Origin of the sequence: Metallibacterium scheffleri, assembly GCF_002077135.1 — a bacterium.
Lineage (GTDB): Bacteria > Pseudomonadota > Gammaproteobacteria > Xanthomonadales > Rhodanobacteraceae > Metallibacterium > Metallibacterium scheffleri.
In genome coordinates, this window is sequence record NZ_LDOS01000002.1 from 744,606 (window position 1) to 762,369 (window position 17,764).

Consider the following 17,764-nt stretch of genomic DNA (forward strand, 5'->3'; position numbering starts at 1 on the left):
TTGCAAGCAGGCCGCGCAGGCCTTATCCATGCTGCAGCTTTGTCCGAACCCAGTCCATGGCAGCCTATCCACCCGGTCTCGATGCGCGCGCGCGGCAGTTGCTGCGCAGCCTGATCGAGCAATACCTCAGCGGCGGCGAGCCGGTCGGCTCGCGCACGCTGTCGCGTTCGGCCGGGCTGGAAGTGAGCCCGGCGACGATCCGCAACATCATGGCCGACCTCGAGGACGCCGGCCTGGTGGCTTCGCCGCACACTTCGGCCGGGCGCGTCCCCACGCCGCAGGGCCTGCGTCTGTTCGTCGACAGCCTGCTGGAAATCAAGCCGCTGCCGCTGGCGGATCAGCAGCGCCTTGCGCGTGGTCTGCAACAAATGCCGGGCGACGCGCGCGAGCTGGCGACCGGCGCTTCGGCGCTGCTCTCGGCCATGACCCAGTTCGTCGGCATGGTCACGGTACCGCGCGAGGATGATTTGCCGCTGCGCCAGATCGAGTTCGTGGCGCTGCCCGACGAGCGCGTGCTGGTGGTGCTGGTGTTCGCCAATCAGCACATCCAGAACCGCATCCTGCAAATGACGCGGCGCCCCGACGCAGCCGATCTGGAGCGCGCCGCGACGGTGCTCAACGCCGGCTTCTGCGGCATGCGCCTGGGTGAAATCCGTGCTCTCCTGGCGCATGAGCTGCAGGCCGCCGACGGCGCGCTGCGCAGCGCGCTGGGTGGCGCGGTGGAACTGGCCACGCATGCCGTGCAGCCCGGCCCGGAGAGCATCCCCGACCTGATGGTCAGCGGTCAGTCCAACCTGATGGGGGTGCACGATCTGGCCGACTTGCAGCGCCTGCGCAGCCTGTTCGAGGCGTTCCAGCAGAAGCGCGAATTGCTGGCGCTGTTCGAGAATTGCGCCGCCGCGCCGGGCGTGCGCCTGTTCATCGGCGAGGAAAGCGGCTTCGCGCCGCTGGCCGGCTGCTCGATGGTCACCGCGACCTATGGCGTGCAGGGTCGCGTGCTCGGCAGCATCGGCGTGATCGGGCCGACGCGCATGGCTTACGACCGCGTGATCCAGGTCGTGCAGACCAGCGCCGATCTGCTCGGCGGCATCTTGAATCGCATCGTCACGCCCGCATAACCCCAAGCATTGCCTGTTGTCGTCCCGCATCGTTGCGCGGCGCGCGTCAGGTCTTTTCGCCATCAAACATCCATGAGCCGCAGCGATGACCACGCCTGAAACGTCCCCCGAGAACACCCCCGATTCCATCGATGCCGACCTCACCGCGCTCGGCGAGCGCCTGGCTGCGGCCGAGAACGCCGCCAATGCCGCGCGCGAGATGATGTTGCGCGAGCGCGCCGAGATCGAGAACCAGCGCAAGCGCCTGCAGCGCGATCTGGAGCAGGCGCGCAAATTCGCCAACGAACGCGTGCTCGGTGACCTGCTGACCGTGGCCGACGCGCTGGGCCACGGACTTGCCCTTCCCAACGCCGACGCCGCCAGCCTGCGCGCCGGCATGGAGCTGACCCTGAAGGAACTGGAGCGCGTGATGCAGGCGCATGGGCTCAGCGCCATCGAACCCCTCGGTCAGCCGTTCGATGCCGAGCGCCATGAGGCCGTGAGCCTGGTCGATGCGCCAGGGCACGCGCCCGACACCGTGGTCGCCGTGCTGCAGAAGGGCTATCTGCTCAACGAGCGCCTGCTGCGGCCGGCGCGGGTCACCGTGGCGCGCGCGGCAGGCGCTTGAATCAGCGCGCAGCAGCCCCACCTGATCAGCAGCGCGGCCGCGGCCGCAACACCACACATCCACCACTTCCCCGGAGCTGACTCATGGCCAAGATCATCGGCATCGACCTCGGTACCACCAATTCCTGCGTCGCCATCATGGAGGGCTCGAGCACACGCGTGATCGAGAACGCCGAGGGCGATCGCACCACGCCCTCGATCGTCGCCTTCACCAAGGACGGCGAGGTGCTGGTCGGCGCGCCGGCCAAGCGCCAGGCGGTGACCAATCCCAAGAACACCTTTTACGCGGTGAAACGCCTGATCGGGCGCAAGTTCACCGATGCCGAGGTGCAGAAAGACCTCGGCATCGTGCCCTACAAGATCCTCAAGCACGACAATGGCGATGCCTGGGTGGAAACCTCCGATGGCAAGCGCATGGCGCCGCCGGAAATCTCCGCCAAGGTGCTGATGAAGATGAAGAAGACCGCCGAGGATTACCTGGGCGAGCCGGTCACCGAGGCGGTCATCACGGTGCCGGCCTACTTCAACGACAGCCAGCGCCAGGCGACCAAGGATGCCGGCAAGATCGCCGGGCTGGAGGTCAAGCGCATCATCAACGAGCCTACCGCCGCGGCGCTGGCCTACGGCCTCGACAAGAGCATCGGCAAGGATCGCAAGATCGCCGTGTACGACCTCGGCGGCGGCACCTTCGACGTCTCCGTCATCGAGATCGCCGAGGTCGATGGCGAGAAGCAGTTCGAGGTGCTGGCCACCAATGGCGACACCTTCCTCGGTGGCGAGGACTTCGACATGCGCGTCATCGATTACCTGGTCGAGGAGTTCCAGAAGGAGCAGGGCATCGACCTGCGCAAGGATCCGCTGGCGCTGCAACGCCTGAAGGACGCCGCCGAGCGCGCCAAGATCGAGCTGTCCAGCGCGCAGCAGACCGACGTCAACTTGCCCTATGTCACCGCCGATGCGTCCGGCCCCAAGCACCTCAACATCAAGTTGACGCGCGCCAAGCTGGAGGCGCTGGTCGAGGCGCTGATCAAGCGCACCATCGATCCGTGCCGTACCGCGATCAACGACGCCGGCATCAAGGTCGGCGACATCAGCGAGGTGATCCTGGTCGGCGGCATGACGCGCATGCCCAAGGTGCAGGAAGCGGTGAAGGATTTCTTCGGCAAGGAGCCGCGCAAGGACGTCAACCCCGACGAGGCCGTGGCCGTGGGCGCGGCGATCCAGGGCGCGGTGCTGGGCGGCACGGTCAAGGACGTGCTGCTGCTGGACGTGACCCCGTTGAGCCTCGGCATCGAGACCATGGGCGGCGTCATGACCAAGCTGGTGGAGAAGAACACCACCATCCCGACCAAGGCCGCGCAGGTGTTTTCCACCGCCGAGGACAACCAGTCCGCGGTGACCGTGCATGTGCTGCAGGGTGAGCGCGAACAGGCGCGCTACAACAAATCGCTGGCCAAGTTCGATCTGGCCGGCATCCAGAACGCGCCGCGCGGCATGCCGCAGATCGAGGTCACCTTCGACATCGACGCCAACGGCATCCTGCACGTCTCGGCCAAGGACAAGAACACCGGCAAGGAGCAGAAGATCGAGATCAAGGCCGGTTCGGGCCTGTCCGACGCCGAGATCCAGCGCATGGTCAGCGATGCCGAGGCGCACCGCGAGGACGACAAGAAGTTTCATGAACTGGTGGGCGCGCGCAACAAGGCCGACCAGCTGATGCATGCCACGCGCAGCGCGCTCAAGGAGCATGGCGGCAAGGTGGCGGCGGCGCAGATCGGCGCCATCGAGTCCGCGCTGAAAGACCTCGAGGACGCCATGAAGGGCGACGATCAGGCACGCATCGAAGCACGCACGCAGGCGCTGGAGCAGGCCGCGCAGGCCTTGCAGGCGGCGGCCGCTGCTGGCGCGGCGCCGGGCGCGGAGTCCGCTGCCGGCCCGGGTGCGGGCACAGGCGCCGCGCAGGACGACGTGGTCGACGCCGAGTTCACCGAGGTCAAGGACAAGCAGTAAGCGGGGCTGGGAAGCCCGCAGCGGGTCATCGGTGGCCGGATCGATTGCGGCCACCAGGCGCTATTCTCCCCGCACCGCGGCTTCGGCCCTGAAGCTAGCTCCCCTCCGTCGATCACCTCTGCGCGCAACCCATGTCCAAACGCGACTATTACGAAGTTCTCGGTGTGCCGCGCACGGCAGGCGAGGAAGACATCAAGAAGGCGTTCCGGCGCCTGGCCATGAAGTTTCATCCGGATCGCTGCCCGGATGACCCGACCGCGCAGGACAAATTCAAGGAAGCCAAGGAAGCCTACGAGGTGCTCTGCGACGGCGAGCGCCGTGCGCTGTACGACCGCCACGGTCACGCCGCGTTCGCCAGCGGTGGCGCACGCGGCGGCGGCGCGGGTTTCGCCGATACCGGCGACATGTTCAGCGATATCTTCGCCGACATTTTCGGCGGCGGCGGTGGGCGCTCACGTCGCGGCGGCGACCTGCGCTACCTGCTCGATCTGGATCTCGAAGAGGCCGTGTTCGGCTGCGACAAGACCATCGCGGTGCCCGGCATCGTCGCCTGCGAGGCCTGCAAGGGCAGCGGGTCGGCCGACGGGCGCAGCAAGACCTGCCCGACGTGTCGCGGCCAGGGCCGGGTGCGCATGCAGAACGGCATTTTCTCGGTGCAACAGGCCTGCCCGCAGTGCCGCGGCAGCGGACGCGTGGTGGAAACGCCATGCGCGCAGTGTCATGGCGAGGGCCACGTCGAGCGCACGCGCAAGCTCGAGGTGCGCATTCCGGCCGGCGTCGATACGGGCGATCGCATCCGCCTCGGTGGCCAGGGCGAGCCCGGCCCGGCGGGGCAGCCGGCCGGTGACTTGTATGTGGAAGTGCGCGTGCGCGAGCACGCCCTGTTCCAGCGCGATGGCGATGATCTTTACTGCGAAGTACCGGTGCGCATCGCGCAGGCGGCGTTGGGCGCCGAGATTATGGTGCCCACGCTGGACGGTGAGGTCAGCCTGAGCGTGCCGCCCGAGACCCAATCGGGCCAGCAGATCCGCATGCGCGGGCGCGGCGTGCGCTCGGTGCGCAGCGGCCACGCCGGTGACCTGATCTGCCACATCGTCGTGGAAACGCCGGTGCAATTGACGCGGGAGCAGCGCGAGTTGCTGGAGCAGCTCGACGCCAGCATGCGCAGCGAGGGTGCCGCGCAGCACTCGCCGCGCGCGCAATCGTTTCTCGATGGCGTCAAGTCGTTGTGGTCGCGGGTGACTTCCTGAGGTGGCGGCACCCGCGCCTGACGCACTGCGTGCGCAACTGCAATGGCGCGCGCGGCTGTATGCGCTGATCCGCGAATTTTTCGCCGCGCGCCGGGTGCTGGAAGTGGAGACGCCGATGCTCTCCGCCGCCGCCAATACCGATCCCAATATCGAAAGTTTTCGCACCGAGTTCATCGGTCACGTCGATGCCGGTGCGCGCACGCGCTGGCTGCGCACCTCGCCCGAGTACCCGCTCAAGCGCCTGCTTGCAGCGGGCGTCGGCGATTGCTACGAACTCGGCCGCGTGTTTCGCAATGGCGAGGTCGGCGCGCGCCACAACCCCGAGTTCACCCTGCTGGAGTGGTACCGCATCGGCTGGGACCAGCGTCGCCTGGCGGGCGAGGTGGTCGAACTGGTACAGGCGGCCCTGGCGCTGGTCGGGCGCGTGGCGCGCGTCGAGGTACTCGATTACGCGGCCTTGTTCGCGCGCGAACTGGGCGTCGACGCGCACCATGCCGATGACTCCGAATTGCGCGCGGCGCTGGGCGGGCAGCAGGTCGATCCTGCCGGGCTGACCCGTGACGACTGGCTGGACCTGCTGCTCAGCCACCGCATCCAGCCGCGCCTGCCGCCCGGACAGATCACCGTGCTGCACGATTACCCCGCCAGCCAGTGCGCACTGGCGCGCGTGTTGCCGGGCGATCCGCCGTTGGCCGCGCGTTTCGAGGTGTATCTGGGCAGTGTCGAGCTGGCCAACGGCTACCACGAGTTGAACGATGCCCGCGAGCAGCGCCGCCGTTTCGTCGCGGACAACCACCGGCGCCAGGCGCGCGGGCAGGCCCGGCTGCCCATGGACGAAAACCTGCTGGCGGTGCTGGATGCGCTGCCCGATTGCGCCGGCGTGGCGCTGGGCGTTGACCGGCTGCTGCTGGTGCTGGCGGGTGGCGACGCCATCGCCGGGGTGCTGGCTGTGCCGTTCGCCGACGCCTGACGCCGGCGCCGGACAGGCCGATGCACGGCCGCCGCGGCGGGTGCATGCAGGCACGTTAGACTGTGCGGGTTTTGCGTTTCGAGATGCCGATGTCCGCTGCCACGCCCGCACCCGTGCTCACCATCGATGGTCCGTCCGGCTCGGGCAAGGGCACCGTCAGCCGCCTGCTCGCCACGCAGCTGGGCTGGCATCTGCTGGATTCCGGCGCGCTGTATCGCGCGGTGGGCTATGCCGCCTCACTGGCCGGCATCGATCTGTCCGATGCCGAGGCGGTGACGCGCTGTGCCGAACACACGCGCATCGGCTTCCGCGATCCCGGTGCCGGCGCCGAGACCCGGGTGCTGGTCAACGGTCACGATGCCAGTGACGCCTTGCGCACCGAAACCTGCGGCGCCGCGGCCTCGGCCATCGCCGCCATCCCCAGCCTGCGCGCGGCGTTGCTCGACAAGCAGCGCGCGTTTCGCAAGGCACCCGGGCTGGTCGCGGACGGTCGCGACATGGGCACGGTGATTTTCCCCGATGCCGCTCCCAAGGTGTTTTTGACCGCCAGCGCTGCCGAGCGCGCACAAAGGCGCCATAAGCAGTTGAAGGACAAGGGACTCCGGGTTACACTCGTCGACTTGTTGCGGGAGATCGAAGCGCGCGACCGGCGTGATGCCGAGCGCGCAGTGGCTCCGCTCAAGCCCGCAGCAGACGCCGTGGTGATCGATACCACCGGCATGCCGATCGGGACAGTGGTAGCACGGATTCTGGCGTTGCTGCCGCGGCATTGAGCCGCGACAGGGCGCAAGGCCCACTCCGCGAGGAGTGGTTTTCAACGGCGCGCAAGCGTCCACAACCCGGTTCCGAGCCGCCCGTCGGGCTGTGCCGGCAACCACACCGGATAAACCCATGACTGAAAGTTTTGCCGAGCTGTTCGAGAACAGCCAGACCCTGTCCAAGCTCAAACCGGGGTCGATCGTGTTGGGCACGGTGATCGACGTGCGCTCCGATGTCGTCGTCATCAACGCGGGCCTGAAGAGCGAGGGCATCATCCCGATCGAGGAATTCCGCGACGACGATGGGCAGATCCGCATCCAGATCGGCGACGAGGTCAAGGTCGCGCTGGACGCCATCGAGAACGGCACCGGCGAGACCAAGCTCTCGCGCGAGAAAGCCAAGCGCTCGATGGTGTGGGACGACCTCGAGGAGGCGTTCACCAACAACACCGCGATCAGTGGCCGCATCACCGGCAAGGTCAAGGGCGGCTTCACCGTCGACATCAAGGACGTGCGCGCGTTCCTGCCGGGTTCCCTGGTGGACGTGCGTCCGGTGCGCGATCCGGTGTACCTGGAAGGCAAGGATCTCGAGTTCAAGCTGATCAAGCTCGATCGCAAGCGCAACAACGTCGTGGTCAGCCGCCGTGCCGTGGTCGAGAGCGAGTTCTCGGTCGAGCGCGAGCAGCTGATGGAGCGCCTGCAGGAAGGCGCTGTGCTCAAGGGTGTGGTCAAGAACCTCACCGATTACGGCGCGTTCGTCGATCTCGGTGGCATCGACGGCCTGCTGCACATCACCGACATGGCGTGGAAGCGCGTGCGCCATCCGTCCGAGGTGGTCAATGTCGGCGACGAACTCGAAGTGCGCGTGCTCAAGTTCGACCGCGAGCGCAACCGCGTCAGCCTCGGCCTGAAGCAGCTCGGCGACGATCCGTGGGTCAACATCGCGCGCCGCTATCCGGTCAATGCGCGCCTGTTCGGCAAGGTCAGCAATGTCACCGATTACGGCTGTTTCGTCGAGATCGAGCCGGGTGTCGAGGGTCTGGTGCACGTCTCCGAGATGGACTGGACCAACAAGAACGTCAACCCGGCCAAGGTGGTGCAGGTCGGCGACGATTGCGAGGTGATGGTGCTGGATGTCGATGAGGAGCGTCGCCGCATCTCGCTGGGCATCAAGCAGACCCGCGCCAATCCGTGGGAAACCTTCGCCGCGATCCACAAGAAGGGCGATCGCGTCAATGGCGCGATCAAGTCGATCACCGACTTCGGCATCTTCATCGGCCTGGACGGCGGCATCGACGGCCTGGTGCACTTGTCCGACATCTCCTGGAACAGTACCGGCGAGGAATTGGTGCGCAACTTCAAGAAGGGCGACGAGATCGAGGCCGTGGTGCTGGCCGTGGATCCGGAGCGCGAGCGCATCAGCCTTGGCGTCAAGCAGATGGAGCAGGATCCGTTCGGCCAGTTCATGGCCGGCCATCCGCGCGGCAGCATCGTCAGCGGCGTGGTCAAGGAAGTGGACGCCAAGGGTGCGCTGATCGCGCTCGAGGATGGCGTCGAGGGCTACCTGCGCGCCAACGACATCGCCAAGGAGCGCATCGAGGACGCCACCCTGCACCTCAAGGTGGGCGACAAGGTCGAGGCCAAGTTCACCGGCATGGACCGCAAGGGTCGCCAGATGCAGCTCTCGATCCGCGCCAAGGACGAGGAGGATCTGCAGGACACCATGGCCGATTACCAGAGCGCAGCCGGCGGCACCACCAAGCTGGGCGCCCTGCTCAAGGAACAGATGAAGAAGGGCTGATCCTGCCCGTCCCCCGGCGGGCTGGGGTTCGCCCCGCCCGCCTACTGGCGCCGCCATGACCAAATCCGATCTCATCGAAGCCCTGGCACGCAGCCAGGCACACCTGGCCCTCGCCGACGTCGAAATCGGCGTCAAGCACGTGCTTGACCAGATGACCGAGGCGCTGTCCACTGGCGCGCGCATCGAGGTGCGCGGCTTCGGCAGTTTCTCGCTGCACTACCGCGCGCCGCGTGTCGGCCGCAATCCGAAATCAGGCGAAGCGGTGGCGCTGCCGGGCAAGCACGTGCCGCATTTCAAGCCGGGCAAGGAACTGCGCGAGCGCGTCAACGGCCATTGACCGGCGTGCACCCGACACGCCCTGATTCCCGGCGCGCCGCAGGCGTTCTGGCCGCGTGGCGCTTGCATGGCCTGCTAAAGTTCGGCTGAGGGAGACGCCATGCGCTTCGTGATCGCCGCTTTGCTGCTCATATTCGCGCTGCTGGGTGCGGCTTTCGCCGCGCTCAACAGCGGCACCGTGCATTACGACTTTCTGCTGGTCGAGGCCGACTTGCCCAAGGGCGTGACGTTGCTGGCCGTGCTGGTGCTGGGCTGGCTGCTGGGCGGCCTCAGCGCATGGCTGGGGCTTGGCGCGCGGCGCCGGCGCAGGGCATCCGGGCGCGGACAAGGCGATGGCCAAGACGCTGCATGAATCCACTCTTGCTGCTGTTCCTGCTTTTGCCGATCGCGTTTCTGTCCGGCTGGTGGAGCGCGCGCCGGCTGGGTGCGCGGCGCTCGGGTGCGCGCGTCAATGAACTGTCCTCGAGCTATTTCCGCGGTCTGAATTACCTGCTCAACGAGCAGCCGGACAAGGCCATCGAGGTGTTCCTGCAACTGGCTGAGGCCAACCGCGACACCATCGAGACGCACCTCGCGCTGGGCAACCTGTTTCGCCGTCGTGGCGAGGTGGAACGCGCCATCCGCGTGCACCAGCACCTGATCGCGCGCGCCAATCTCAGCGACGACGTGAGAACCATGGCACTGCTCGAGCTGGGCGAGGATTACATGCGTGCCGGCCTGCTCGATCGCGCCGAGACGCTGTTCGCCGATCTGGTGGCGATGAACGCGCAGGCGCCCTCGGCGCTGCGCCACCTGATCGCCATCTGCCAGCATGAGCGCGACTGGCACAAGGCCATCCTGTACGCGCGGCGGCTGCAGGAAACCTCGGGCGAACAGCAGGCGCTGCAGATCGCGCATTTCTACTGCGAACTGGCCGAGCGCGCGCAGGCGCACGGCGCCCTGCAAGACGCCGCCGATTACCTGCAACAGGCGTTCATTGCGCATCCCGAGTTTGTACGCGCGCTGATCCTGCGCGGCCGCTTCGCCGCCGCGAATGCGGACTATCCCGCGGCGATCGCGGCCTATGAGCAGGCGCTGGAGTCCGACATCGATTACGTGCCCGAGATTCTCCCCGCGCTGCTCGATACCTACGCGCGCGCGCAGCAGATGCAGCGCGCCGAGCAAACCCTGGGACGCATCGTGTTGCGCTATGAAGGCGTGTCACCGGTGCTGGCGCTGGCGCGCATTTACGCGCGCCGCGATGGCCAGAGCCGCGCGGTGGAATTCCTGGGCACGCAGTTGCGCCAGCGGCCCTCGGTGCGCGGCCTGGTGCAATTGATGGACACCGCGATCGAGGGGGGCAGTGACAGCGGGTCCAGCCTGCGCCTGCTGCGCGATCTGACCGCCGCGGTGCTCGAAGGCCAGGCGCTGTACCGCTGCACGCAATGCGGTTTTGGCGCACGCGCGCACCACTGGCAGTGTCCGAGCTGCAAGAACTGGAGCACGCTGCGCCCGGTGCACGGCGCGACGGGCGCCTGAATGGACGTGGCCGCGGGCGTGTTGGCTCCGATCCTGCTGCTGGCGGTGCTGGTCGCGCTGTTGGCTGGCGTGCTGGTGTTCGCGATGATGCTCTACGCGCAGCGGCGCGGCCTGCTGGATCAGCCGGGCCGGCGCCGTCTGCATCGCCTGCCCACGCCGCGCGGCGGCGGGGCCGGCGCGGTGCTGGCGCTGGCGCTGGGCCTGTTGTTGCTGCAACTGCTGCCCGGCGCGGCCTTGCCATGGCGCTGGACAGGGATGTGGCTGCCGGCATTGCTGCTGACCGCGCTGGTGGGCGCGCTGGATGACCACCGTGGCCTGGGTATCGGTCCGCGCATAGCCGCGCATCTCGCGGCGGGCGCGCTGCTGGCGTTGAGCCTGTGGCCGCAGTTGTCGCCAGTGCTGCAGCCGCCACTGGCGTTGCTGCTGGCTGCCGCGCTGGTGCTGGCCACGGCGTGGTCGATCAACCTGCACAATTTCATGGATGGCAGCGACGGCCTGCTGGCCATGCAGGTATTCACGCTGGCGCTGGTATTCGCGTGGATGGCCGCGCGCAGCGATCAACTGCCGCTGCTGGCATTGGCGCTGCTGCTGGCCGCGGCGCTGGCTGGATTCCTGCCGTTCAATCTGCCGTTGCCGCGCGCACATGTGTTCATGGGCGATGTCGGCAGCGGCGCGTTCGGCTTCATGCTGGCGGCACTGGCGTTTGCCGGCGTCGCGCGCGGCGCATGGTCGTTGCCGGCGGTGCTGCTGCTGGTGTCGGCGTTCGCCGTGGATGCCGGCGCCACGCTGCTGTCGCGCATGCTGCGCGGGCGGCGCTGGTGGCGGCCGCACCGTGAACACTTCTATCAATGGCTCGCGCGCACGCGGCATTCGCATGCGCAGGCACTGCTGGCCTACCTCGGCTGGAACCTGCTGCTGGCGATCCCGCTGGCACTGTGGGCGCAGCGCGACGCCGCGCTGGGCTGGTGGCTTGTGGCCGCGCTGTATATGCTCGCCGGCGCGGCGTGGTGGCAGGGCAAACGGGCCTGTCGCCGTGCGCCGCGACGTCACGGGAATCGCCATGCGCCTGTCTGAGTTACGCCTCGGTCTGCTGCATCCGCGCAGTGCGGTGGTGCTGCATGACCTGGGCATGGTCGCGCTGGCGTGGTGGCTGGCCATGGTGCTGCGTTACCACCTGGCGCAGGCCGGCGGCATGCAGCTCAGTCTGGAAGAGTTCGCTGTGGTGCTCGCGGTGCAGGGCACGATCTTCGCCTGGACCGGCCTGTATCGCGGTCTGTGGCGCTTCGCCAGCATGCCGGATCTGTGGAATATCGCGCGCGCCGTGGCGGTGGGCGCGGTGCTGGTGGGCGTGGCCTTGTTCCTGCTCGATCGCCTGGCCGGCGTGCCGCGTTCGGTGCTGTTCCTGTATCCGCTGATTCTGGCGTTACTGCTGGGTGCGCCACGGCTGCTGTATCGCTACTGGAAGGACAGCCGCCTGGAACTGTTTGGCCAGCGCACGCAGCAGCGCGTGCTGGTGATCGGTGCCGGGCGTTCCGGCGACGCCCTGGTGCGCGATCTGCGCCGTGACGCAGCGTATCGCGTGGTGGGATTCATCGACGACGCGCCGCAGTTGCGCGGCGCGCGCGTGCAAGGCGTGCCGGTGCTGGGCAGCGTGGCCGAACTGGTCGAGCTGGCGCGTGCCAGCAGCGCCGAGATGCTGCTGATTGCGGTGCCCTCGGCCAGCGTCGCGCAGATGCGTGTCATCGTGTCCGCCTGCGAGCGCACCGGGTTGCCGTTTCGCACCCTGCCGCGTTTCGAGGATGTAGTCAGCGGGCGCGCGCAGCGCAACGAGCTGAAGCCGGTGGCGATCGAGGACCTCCTCGGCCGCGATGCAGTGAGCCTGGACTGGGAGCGCGTGCGCGCCGGTTTCGCCGGGCGCCACGTGCTGATCAGCGGCGGTGGCGGTTCGATCGGCAGCGAGCTGTGCCGGCAGGTGGCACGTCTGGGCGTCGCCTCGCTGACCCTGCTCGACAGTTGCGAGTTCAACCTGTACCGCATCGCGCGCGAATTGAACGCGGCCTATCCCGATCTGCTGCTGCGGCCATTGCTGGGCGATTGCGGCGACCCCGCCGCCGCGCGCCACGCGCTGCGTGTTTCGCACGCGCACGTGGTGCTGCACGCCGCCGCCTACAAGCACGTGCCGTTGCTGCAGGAACAGTTGCGCCAGGCGTTCCGCAACAATGTGCTGGCCACGCGCACGCTGGCCGCGGCGGCGGGCGCGGCGGGCGTGGACACCTTCGTGCTGGTATCCACCGACAAGGCGGTGAACCCGAGCAGCGTGATGGGCGCCAGCAAACGCATCGCCGAGATGGCGTGCCAGGCCGAGGCGCAGCGCGCGCCGGGTTGCCACTATGTCACCGTGCGTTTCGGCAACGTGCTCGATTCGGCCGGGTCGGTGGTGCCGCTGTTCCGCGAGCAGATCGCGCGCGGCGGGCCGGTGACCGTGACCCACCCGGAAGTCACGCGCTATTTCATGACCATCCCCGAGGCCTGCCAGCTGATCCTGCAGGCCGCGGTGCAGGGGCGCAGCGGCGACATCTTCGCGCTGGACATGGGCGAGCCGGTACGCATCCACGATCTGGCCACGCAGATGATCCGCCTGTCCGGCAAGCAGCCAGGGCGCGACATCGCCATCGTCTACACCGGCCTGCGGCCCGGCGAGAAACTCTTCGAGGAGCTGTTCCACCCGCAGGAAAACTACGCGCCGACCACGCACGCCAAGCTGTATCTGGCCGAGCCACGACAGGTCAGCACCGATTTGCTGGACGCGCAGTTGGCGCGTGCCGGCGAAGCCGTGATCAGCTTCGACGAGCCCGCGTTGCAGCGCGTGCTGCAAGCGCTTATGCCCAGCCTCGACTGGGTCCACAATGCGCAACCGGGCACGGTGGTGCCGTTTCTGCGCGGCGATTCAGGAGATTCGGCATGAGCCGGCATTTGCACAAGGTGGTGTTTCCCGTGGCCGGTCTGGGCACGCGGTTTCTGCCCGCGACCAAGGTCGTGGCCAAGGAGATGCTGCCGGTGCTCGATCGACCGCTGATCCAGTACGCGGTGGACGAGGCCGTGGAAGCCGGCGCCGACACGCTGGTGTTCGTCACCAACCGCTACAAGCACGCCATCGCCGATTATTTCGACAACGCCTACGAGCTGGAGCAGAAGCTGGCCGAGGCGGGCAAAACCGAGCTGCTGGAGATCGTGCGCAACGTGCTGCCGGCGCACGTGCGCTGCGTGTTCGTGACCCAGCCGGATGCGCGTGGCCTGGGTCATGCCGTGCTGTGCGCGGCGCCGGTGATCGGCGATGAACCCTTCGGCGTGATCCTGCCGGATGATCTGATCCGCACGCCGCATGCCGGTGCGCTCAAGCAGATGGCCGAACTGGCCGCGGTGCGCGGTTGCGGCGTGGTCGCGGTGGAAGAGGTGCCGCGCGCCGACACGTGGCGCTATGGCATCGTCGATGCCGAGCCGATCAGCGAGCGTGCGGCCAGGCTGCGCTACGTGATCGAAAAACCCAGGCCCGAGGACGCGCCGTCCAATCTCGCCATCGTCGGGCGCTACGTATTGCCCGCGCGCATCTTCGAGCTGCTGCGCGCGACCGCGCCCGGCAGCGGCGGCGAGATCCAGCTCACCGATGCCATCGAGGCACTGCTGCACGAGCGCGAGGTGCTGGCCTATCGCTTCGAGGGCACGCGCTTCGACTGCGGCAACAAGGCCGGCCTGGTGCGCGCCACTCTGGCGCTGGCGCTGGAGGATCCCGAACTGGCACCGCTGGTGCGCGCCGCGGCCTGCCCGTGAACATGGATCTGGACTGGATCATCAACCACCACGGCGAGGAGCGGCAGCGTTACTTCGGCGCGGTGGCGCCGCCAGTGCTGCAGAGTTCGATCTTCACCTTTCCCGATGTCGCCGCCATGCGCGCGGCGGCGACGCGCGAATTCGACGCGCCGTTCTACACGCGCGGCAGCAACCCCACGGTGCACATGCTGCGGCAGAAGCTGGCCGCACTGGAAGGCGCCGAGGAATGCCTGGTGTTCGCTTCCGGCGCGGCGGCCATCGCCGCTGCGGTGATCGCCTGCGTCGCGGCGGGCGACCATGTCGTCTGCGTGCAGAAACCCTACAGCTGGACGCGCGCGCTGCTGGCCGATCTGCTGGCGCGCTTCGGCGTGGCGCACCGCTTCGTCGATGCCAGTGACATCGCTGAAGTCGCCGCCGCGCTCACGCCGCAGACACGCCTGATCGTGCTGGAAAGCCCCAATTCGCTGACCTTCGAGGTGCAGGACCTGGCCGCGATCGCGGCGCTGGCGCGGCCACGCGGCATCCTGACGCTGTGCGACAACAGCCACGCCAGCCCGCTCAACCAATCGCCGCTGGCATTGGGCATCGACCTGGTCGCGCATTCGGCGACCAAATATCTCAATGGCCACAGCGATGTCGTCGCCGGCGCGCTATGCGGCTCACGCGCGCTGCTCGAGCGCGTGTTCCACGGCCCATTCATGACCCTCGGCGCAATTCCAGGCCCGCACGATGCCGCGTTGATCCTGCGCGGGCTGCGCACGCTAAAGCTGCGCATGCAGCGCGTGGCCGAGACCACGCCGCGCATCGCCGCGTTTCTGGCCGCGCATCCACGCGTGGCCCGCGTGTGGTATCCGCATGCGCCTGAAAACCCGCAGCGCGCGCTGATCGCGCGGCAGATGCGCGCGTCGTCCGGACTGGTTTCCTTCGCGCTGAAGGACGCCGATGCTGCCGCCATCGCGCGCTTTTGCGACGCCTTGCAGCGTTTTTTGCTGGCGGTGTCCTGGGGCGGATATGAATCGCTGGTGTGCCCGCTGGTGGCGTTCCTGCCTGCCGGCGCGCCTTTGATCCAGCAGCCCGGCCGCGCGCCGCCCGAATTGATCCGGCTCTCGATCGGGCTGGAAGATAGCGACGTGCTGATCGCCGATCTGCAGCAGGCGCTCGCGCAGGTCGGAGCAGCGCCCTGATGCGCGCGCCCCTGGCCGCAGCCAGCTATTACGAGGCGCGTGCCGCCGCGGTGCCGGCGTTGCCCGCGCTGACCGGCCAGGTCGAGGCCGAGGTCGCCATCGTCGGCGGCGGCTATGCCGGGCTGACCACCGCGCTGGGCCTGGCCGAGCGCGGCCAGCGTGGCGTGCTGCTGCTGGAGGCCGAGCGCATCGGCTTCGGCGCCTCCGGGCGCAACGGCGGGTTCGTGTTCGCCGGCTACTCGCTGGGCGAGGATGTACTCATCAAGCGCCTGGGCGTGGAGCGTGCGCGCGCGCTGTACCAGGCCACGGTGCAGGGCGTGAATCTGCTGCGGCGGCGCGTGCAGCAGTACCAGATCCCCTGCGACTTGGCCGATGCCGGCGTGTTGTGGGCCAACTGGTTTCGCGACCCGCGCGTGTTGACGCAGCGCCGTGACACGCTGGCGCAACTCGGTGCCGAGTGGCAACCGATCGAGCCCGATGCGCTGCGCGAATGGATACACAGCACGCGCTACCACGGCGCGCTGTTCGAGCCCAACGCCATGCACCTCGATCCGCTGGCCTACGCGCGCGGTCTGGCGCAGGCGGCGATCGGGCAGGGCGTGGATGTGCGCGAGACCTCGCGCGTGCTGCGCCTGGAGCGCCTGCGCGGCGGCGGTTTCCGCTTGCATACTGGCGGCGGGCGTGCGGATGTGCGCCAGGTGCTGCTGGCGACGGGCGGTTACCTCAGTGGTCTGGACGCGCGCATCGATCGCGCCGTGTTGCCCATCGCCACCTATGTGATGACCACCGAGCCGCTGGGCACGCGCCTCTACGATTGCCTCACCTCGGCGGCGGCGGTGTACGACAGCCGCTTCGCTTTCGATTACTACCGCCCGCTGGCCGATACGCGCCTGCTGTGGGGCGGGCGCATCGCGGTGCGCGAGCGCAGCCCCGAGGACGTGCGCCGGTTGCTGTACCGCGACCTGCTGCGCGTGTTCCCGCAGTTGCAGGGCGTGCGCATCGACTATGGCTGGTCCGGCCTGATGAGTTACGCGCGCCACCAGATGCCGCAACTCGGTGGCGACGGCAAGGGCCTGTGGTGGGCGCAGGCCTTCGGCGGTCATGGTCTGGCGCCGACCACGGTGGCCGGTGAACTGCTCGCCGCCGCCATCGCGCGTGGCGACGAGGCATGGCGCGAGTTCGCGCGCTTCGGCGTGAACTCGGCGCTGCGGCCCTGGGGTTATCTGGCCGCGCAGGCGCGCTACAACTGGCTGCAATTGGGCGACGCGAAAAAGGATCGCCGTGAGCGGCGGGGCGACTGATGCGCATAACCTTGCAGAGCATGCTGTGGACGATCTGAGCGCATTCGCACGGCAGATCTTCGAGTCACAGCCCTTCAGCCAGTTCATCGGCGCTCGGCTAACCGGCTCGGGACCGCGCGATGCGGAAATAAGTTTGCCGATCAGCGGCCAGCACCAGCAGCAACATGGCTTCGTGCACGGCGGTGTGATCAGCTACCTGGCGGACAACACGATCACGTTTGCCGGGGGCCTGGCGCTCGGCGGCAATGCACTTACCTCGGAGTTCAAGATCAATTACCTCAAGCCGGCGCGCGGCTCGCTACTGGTCGCGCGCGCGCATGCCACAGGCGTCGGCAAGCGCCAGGCCGTGTGCCAGTGCGAGATCTACTCAATCGAGGACGGCGAGGAGAAGCTGTGCGCGATCGCGCAGGGTACCGTGGTTGCGGCTGCGCAATGAATTCGCCGATCCGGCTTGCGATGTGCCTGTCAAAACGAATGCGCATAGCCGACCATGAACCCTCCGGGCAGCCATGACAGCAGCAACGGGCTCTTGCGATCGTGCGCCCAGATGCCGAAGGCCGTGCCCAGCGCGGCGCCGGCGAGCACGTCGGTCTGCCAGTGGCCCCAGGTTTTCATGCGCGCCTCGGCGTCGTAGGCGGGGATCGCGGCCAGCACCCACACCCACGGGTGGTCGTGCTGGTATTCGGCGATGAAGGGCGTGACGAAGCTGGACGCCTCGGTGACCTCGCCGCTGGGGAAGCTGGCGCCGCCGTGGAACCAGAGATTGGGATCGGCGCTGTAGCTGGGCCGTTCGCGGCCGAAGGTGTTTTTGAGCGCAAGCGAGGCCAGCGAGGAGAATGCCATCGCGTCCACCGACTGCCACAGCGTGCGGCCGAAGCGCGTGCGCCCACCGATGAGGCTGGCCGCGGTCAGTGTGCACAACGCCTCGCAATAGCCCAGGTCCTTCTGGTAGCTGCGGTTCCAGATGCCGCCGTTGTCGTAGCCGAGGCGATGGTCGATACCCAGCGGACCGCCGCCGGCGTGCGCGAGGGGTATGCCGGTCATGACGGATAATGCAAGCGCGAGGGCCAGCAGCATGCGGCGC

The 17,764-nt window shown here is 68.0% G+C and carries 17 protein-coding genes; 16 read left to right on the forward strand and 1 reads right to left on the reverse strand.

What is annotated here, in order from left to right; all coding sequences use genetic code 11:
* The first annotated feature begins 56 nt into the window (after nucleotides 1-56).
* The 16 genes from hrcA to Mschef_RS08570 all read left to right on the forward strand — a co-directional run bounded on the left by hrcA (nucleotide 57) and on the right by Mschef_RS08570 (nucleotide 17,116).
* Nucleotides 57-1,118: a heat-inducible transcriptional repressor HrcA gene (gene hrcA, locus Mschef_RS08495; protein WP_081127459.1), complete on the forward strand. Its 1,062-nt coding sequence runs from the start codon at nucleotides 57-59 to the stop codon at nucleotides 1,116-1,118.
* Between the two features lie 85 nt (nucleotides 1,119-1,203).
* Nucleotides 1,204-1,725 carry a nucleotide exchange factor GrpE gene (locus Mschef_RS08500; RefSeq protein WP_081127462.1) on the forward strand — a complete coding sequence of 174 codons (522 nt, stop codon included), beginning with the start codon at nucleotides 1,204-1,206 and terminating at the stop codon, nucleotides 1,723-1,725.
* Nucleotides 1,726-1,808: 83 nt separating this feature from the next.
* Nucleotides 1,809-3,734, forward strand: a complete 1,926-nt coding sequence (dnaK, locus tag Mschef_RS08505; RefSeq protein WP_081127465.1) for a molecular chaperone DnaK — start codon at nucleotides 1,809-1,811, stop codon at nucleotides 3,732-3,734.
* 131 nt (nucleotides 3,735-3,865) lie between these two features.
* Nucleotides 3,866-4,984, forward strand: a complete 1,119-nt coding sequence (gene dnaJ, locus Mschef_RS08510; protein ID WP_081127467.1) for a molecular chaperone DnaJ — start codon at nucleotides 3,866-3,868, stop codon at nucleotides 4,982-4,984.
* A gap of 1 nt (nucleotide 4,985) precedes the next feature.
* Nucleotides 4,986-5,954 (forward strand): EF-P lysine aminoacylase EpmA, encoded by a 969-nt coding sequence (gene epmA, locus Mschef_RS08515; protein ID WP_242426501.1) that lies wholly within the window; start codon nucleotides 4,986-4,988, stop codon nucleotides 5,952-5,954.
* 89 nt (nucleotides 5,955-6,043) lie between these two features.
* Nucleotides 6,044-6,727 carry a (d)CMP kinase gene (cmk, locus tag Mschef_RS08520; RefSeq protein ID WP_081129931.1) on the forward strand — a complete coding sequence of 228 codons (684 nt, stop codon included), beginning with the start codon at nucleotides 6,044-6,046 and terminating at the stop codon, nucleotides 6,725-6,727.
* A gap of 118 nt (nucleotides 6,728-6,845) precedes the next feature.
* Nucleotides 6,846-8,513 carry a 30S ribosomal protein S1 gene (gene rpsA / locus Mschef_RS08525; protein WP_081127470.1) on the forward strand — a complete coding sequence of 556 codons (1,668 nt, stop codon included), beginning with the start codon at nucleotides 6,846-6,848 and terminating at the stop codon, nucleotides 8,511-8,513.
* A gap of 55 nt (nucleotides 8,514-8,568) precedes the next feature.
* A complete protein-coding gene (locus Mschef_RS08530) occupies nucleotides 8,569-8,850 on the forward strand; it encodes an integration host factor subunit beta (protein WP_081127473.1) in 282 nt (93 codons plus the stop codon).
* Nucleotides 8,851-8,949: 99 nt separating this feature from the next.
* Nucleotides 8,950-9,201: a hypothetical protein gene (locus Mschef_RS08535; protein ID WP_081127476.1), complete on the forward strand. Its 252-nt coding sequence runs from the start codon at nucleotides 8,950-8,952 to the stop codon at nucleotides 9,199-9,201.
* The gene (gene lapB / locus Mschef_RS08540; RefSeq protein ID WP_081127479.1) at nucleotides 9,198-10,367 is read left to right on the forward strand and encodes a lipopolysaccharide assembly protein LapB; all 1,170 of its coding nucleotides are present in this window, start codon (nucleotides 9,198-9,200) and stop codon (nucleotides 10,365-10,367) included. The genes Mschef_RS08535 and lapB overlap by 4 nt, the downstream gene beginning before the upstream one ends.
* Nucleotides 10,368-11,441 carry an MraY family glycosyltransferase gene (locus Mschef_RS08545; protein WP_081127482.1) on the forward strand — a complete coding sequence of 358 codons (1,074 nt, stop codon included), beginning with the start codon at nucleotides 10,368-10,370 and terminating at the stop codon, nucleotides 11,439-11,441.
* Nucleotides 11,428-13,332: a nucleoside-diphosphate sugar epimerase/dehydratase gene (locus Mschef_RS08550; protein WP_081127485.1), complete on the forward strand. Its 1,905-nt coding sequence runs from the start codon at nucleotides 11,428-11,430 to the stop codon at nucleotides 13,330-13,332. Before Mschef_RS08545 ends, Mschef_RS08550 begins: the two co-directional genes overlap by 14 nt.
* Nucleotides 13,329-14,195, forward strand: a complete 867-nt coding sequence (galU, locus tag Mschef_RS08555; RefSeq protein ID WP_081127488.1) for a UTP--glucose-1-phosphate uridylyltransferase GalU — start codon at nucleotides 13,329-13,331, stop codon at nucleotides 14,193-14,195. Before Mschef_RS08550 ends, galU begins: the two co-directional genes overlap by 4 nt.
* A gap of 2 nt (nucleotides 14,196-14,197) precedes the next feature.
* A complete protein-coding gene (locus tag Mschef_RS08560; protein WP_081127491.1) occupies nucleotides 14,198-15,379 on the forward strand; it encodes a trans-sulfuration enzyme family protein in 1,182 nt (393 codons plus the stop codon).
* A complete protein-coding gene (locus Mschef_RS08565; RefSeq protein WP_081127494.1) occupies nucleotides 15,379-16,680 on the forward strand; it encodes an NAD(P)/FAD-dependent oxidoreductase in 1,302 nt (433 codons plus the stop codon). The genes Mschef_RS08560 and Mschef_RS08565 overlap by 1 nt, the downstream gene beginning before the upstream one ends.
* A 25-nt stretch (nucleotides 16,681-16,705) precedes the next feature.
* Nucleotides 16,706-17,116: a PaaI family thioesterase gene (locus tag Mschef_RS08570; RefSeq protein WP_081127497.1), complete on the forward strand. Its 411-nt coding sequence runs from the start codon at nucleotides 16,706-16,708 to the stop codon at nucleotides 17,114-17,116.
* A gap of 29 nt (nucleotides 17,117-17,145) precedes the next feature.
* On the opposite strand, the gene Mschef_RS08575 is transcribed toward Mschef_RS08570, so the two are convergent.
* On the reverse strand, nucleotides 17,146-17,724 hold the full coding sequence (locus Mschef_RS08575) for a phosphatase PAP2 family protein (RefSeq protein WP_242426502.1): 579 nt from the start codon (nucleotides 17,722-17,724) through the stop codon (nucleotides 17,146-17,148).
* Between the last annotated feature and the right edge of the window lie 40 nt (nucleotides 17,725-17,764).

Bases quoted from the DNA above. Each gene is read 5' to 3' on its own strand.
- rpsA (WP_081127470.1), top strand. From the start codon at position 6,846: ATGACTGAAAGTTTTGCCGAGCTGTTCGAGAACAGCCAGACCCTGTCC.
- cmk (WP_081129931.1), top strand. From the start codon at position 6,044: ATGTCCGCTGCCACGCCCGCACCCGTGCTCACCATCGATGGTCCGTCC.
- dnaJ (WP_081127467.1), top strand. From the start codon at position 3,866: ATGTCCAAACGCGACTATTACGAAGTTCTCGGTGTGCCGCGCACGGCA.
- Mschef_RS08530 (WP_081127473.1), top strand. From the start codon at position 8,569: ATGACCAAATCCGATCTCATCGAAGCCCTGGCACGCAGCCAGGCACAC.
- Mschef_RS08545 (WP_081127482.1), top strand. From the start codon at position 10,368: ATGGACGTGGCCGCGGGCGTGTTGGCTCCGATCCTGCTGCTGGCGGTG.
- galU (WP_081127488.1), top strand. From the start codon at position 13,329: ATGAGCCGGCATTTGCACAAGGTGGTGTTTCCCGTGGCCGGTCTGGGC.
- Mschef_RS08565 (WP_081127494.1), top strand. From the start codon at position 15,379: ATGCGCGCGCCCCTGGCCGCAGCCAGCTATTACGAGGCGCGTGCCGCC.
- Mschef_RS08535 (WP_081127476.1), top strand. From the start codon at position 8,950: ATGCGCTTCGTGATCGCCGCTTTGCTGCTCATATTCGCGCTGCTGGGT.
- Mschef_RS08575 (WP_242426502.1), bottom strand. From the start codon at position 17,724: ATGACCGGCATACCCCTCGCGCACGCCGGCGGCGGTCCGCTGGGTATC.
- dnaK (WP_081127465.1), top strand. From the start codon at position 1,809: ATGGCCAAGATCATCGGCATCGACCTCGGTACCACCAATTCCTGCGTC.
- Mschef_RS08560 (WP_081127491.1), top strand. From the start codon at position 14,198: ATGGATCTGGACTGGATCATCAACCACCACGGCGAGGAGCGGCAGCGT.
- lapB (WP_081127479.1), top strand. From the start codon at position 9,198: ATGAATCCACTCTTGCTGCTGTTCCTGCTTTTGCCGATCGCGTTTCTG.
- hrcA (WP_081127459.1), top strand. From the start codon at position 57: ATGGCAGCCTATCCACCCGGTCTCGATGCGCGCGCGCGGCAGTTGCTG.
- Mschef_RS08550 (WP_081127485.1), top strand. From the start codon at position 11,428: ATGCGCCTGTCTGAGTTACGCCTCGGTCTGCTGCATCCGCGCAGTGCG.
- Mschef_RS08500 (WP_081127462.1), top strand. From the start codon at position 1,204: ATGACCACGCCTGAAACGTCCCCCGAGAACACCCCCGATTCCATCGAT.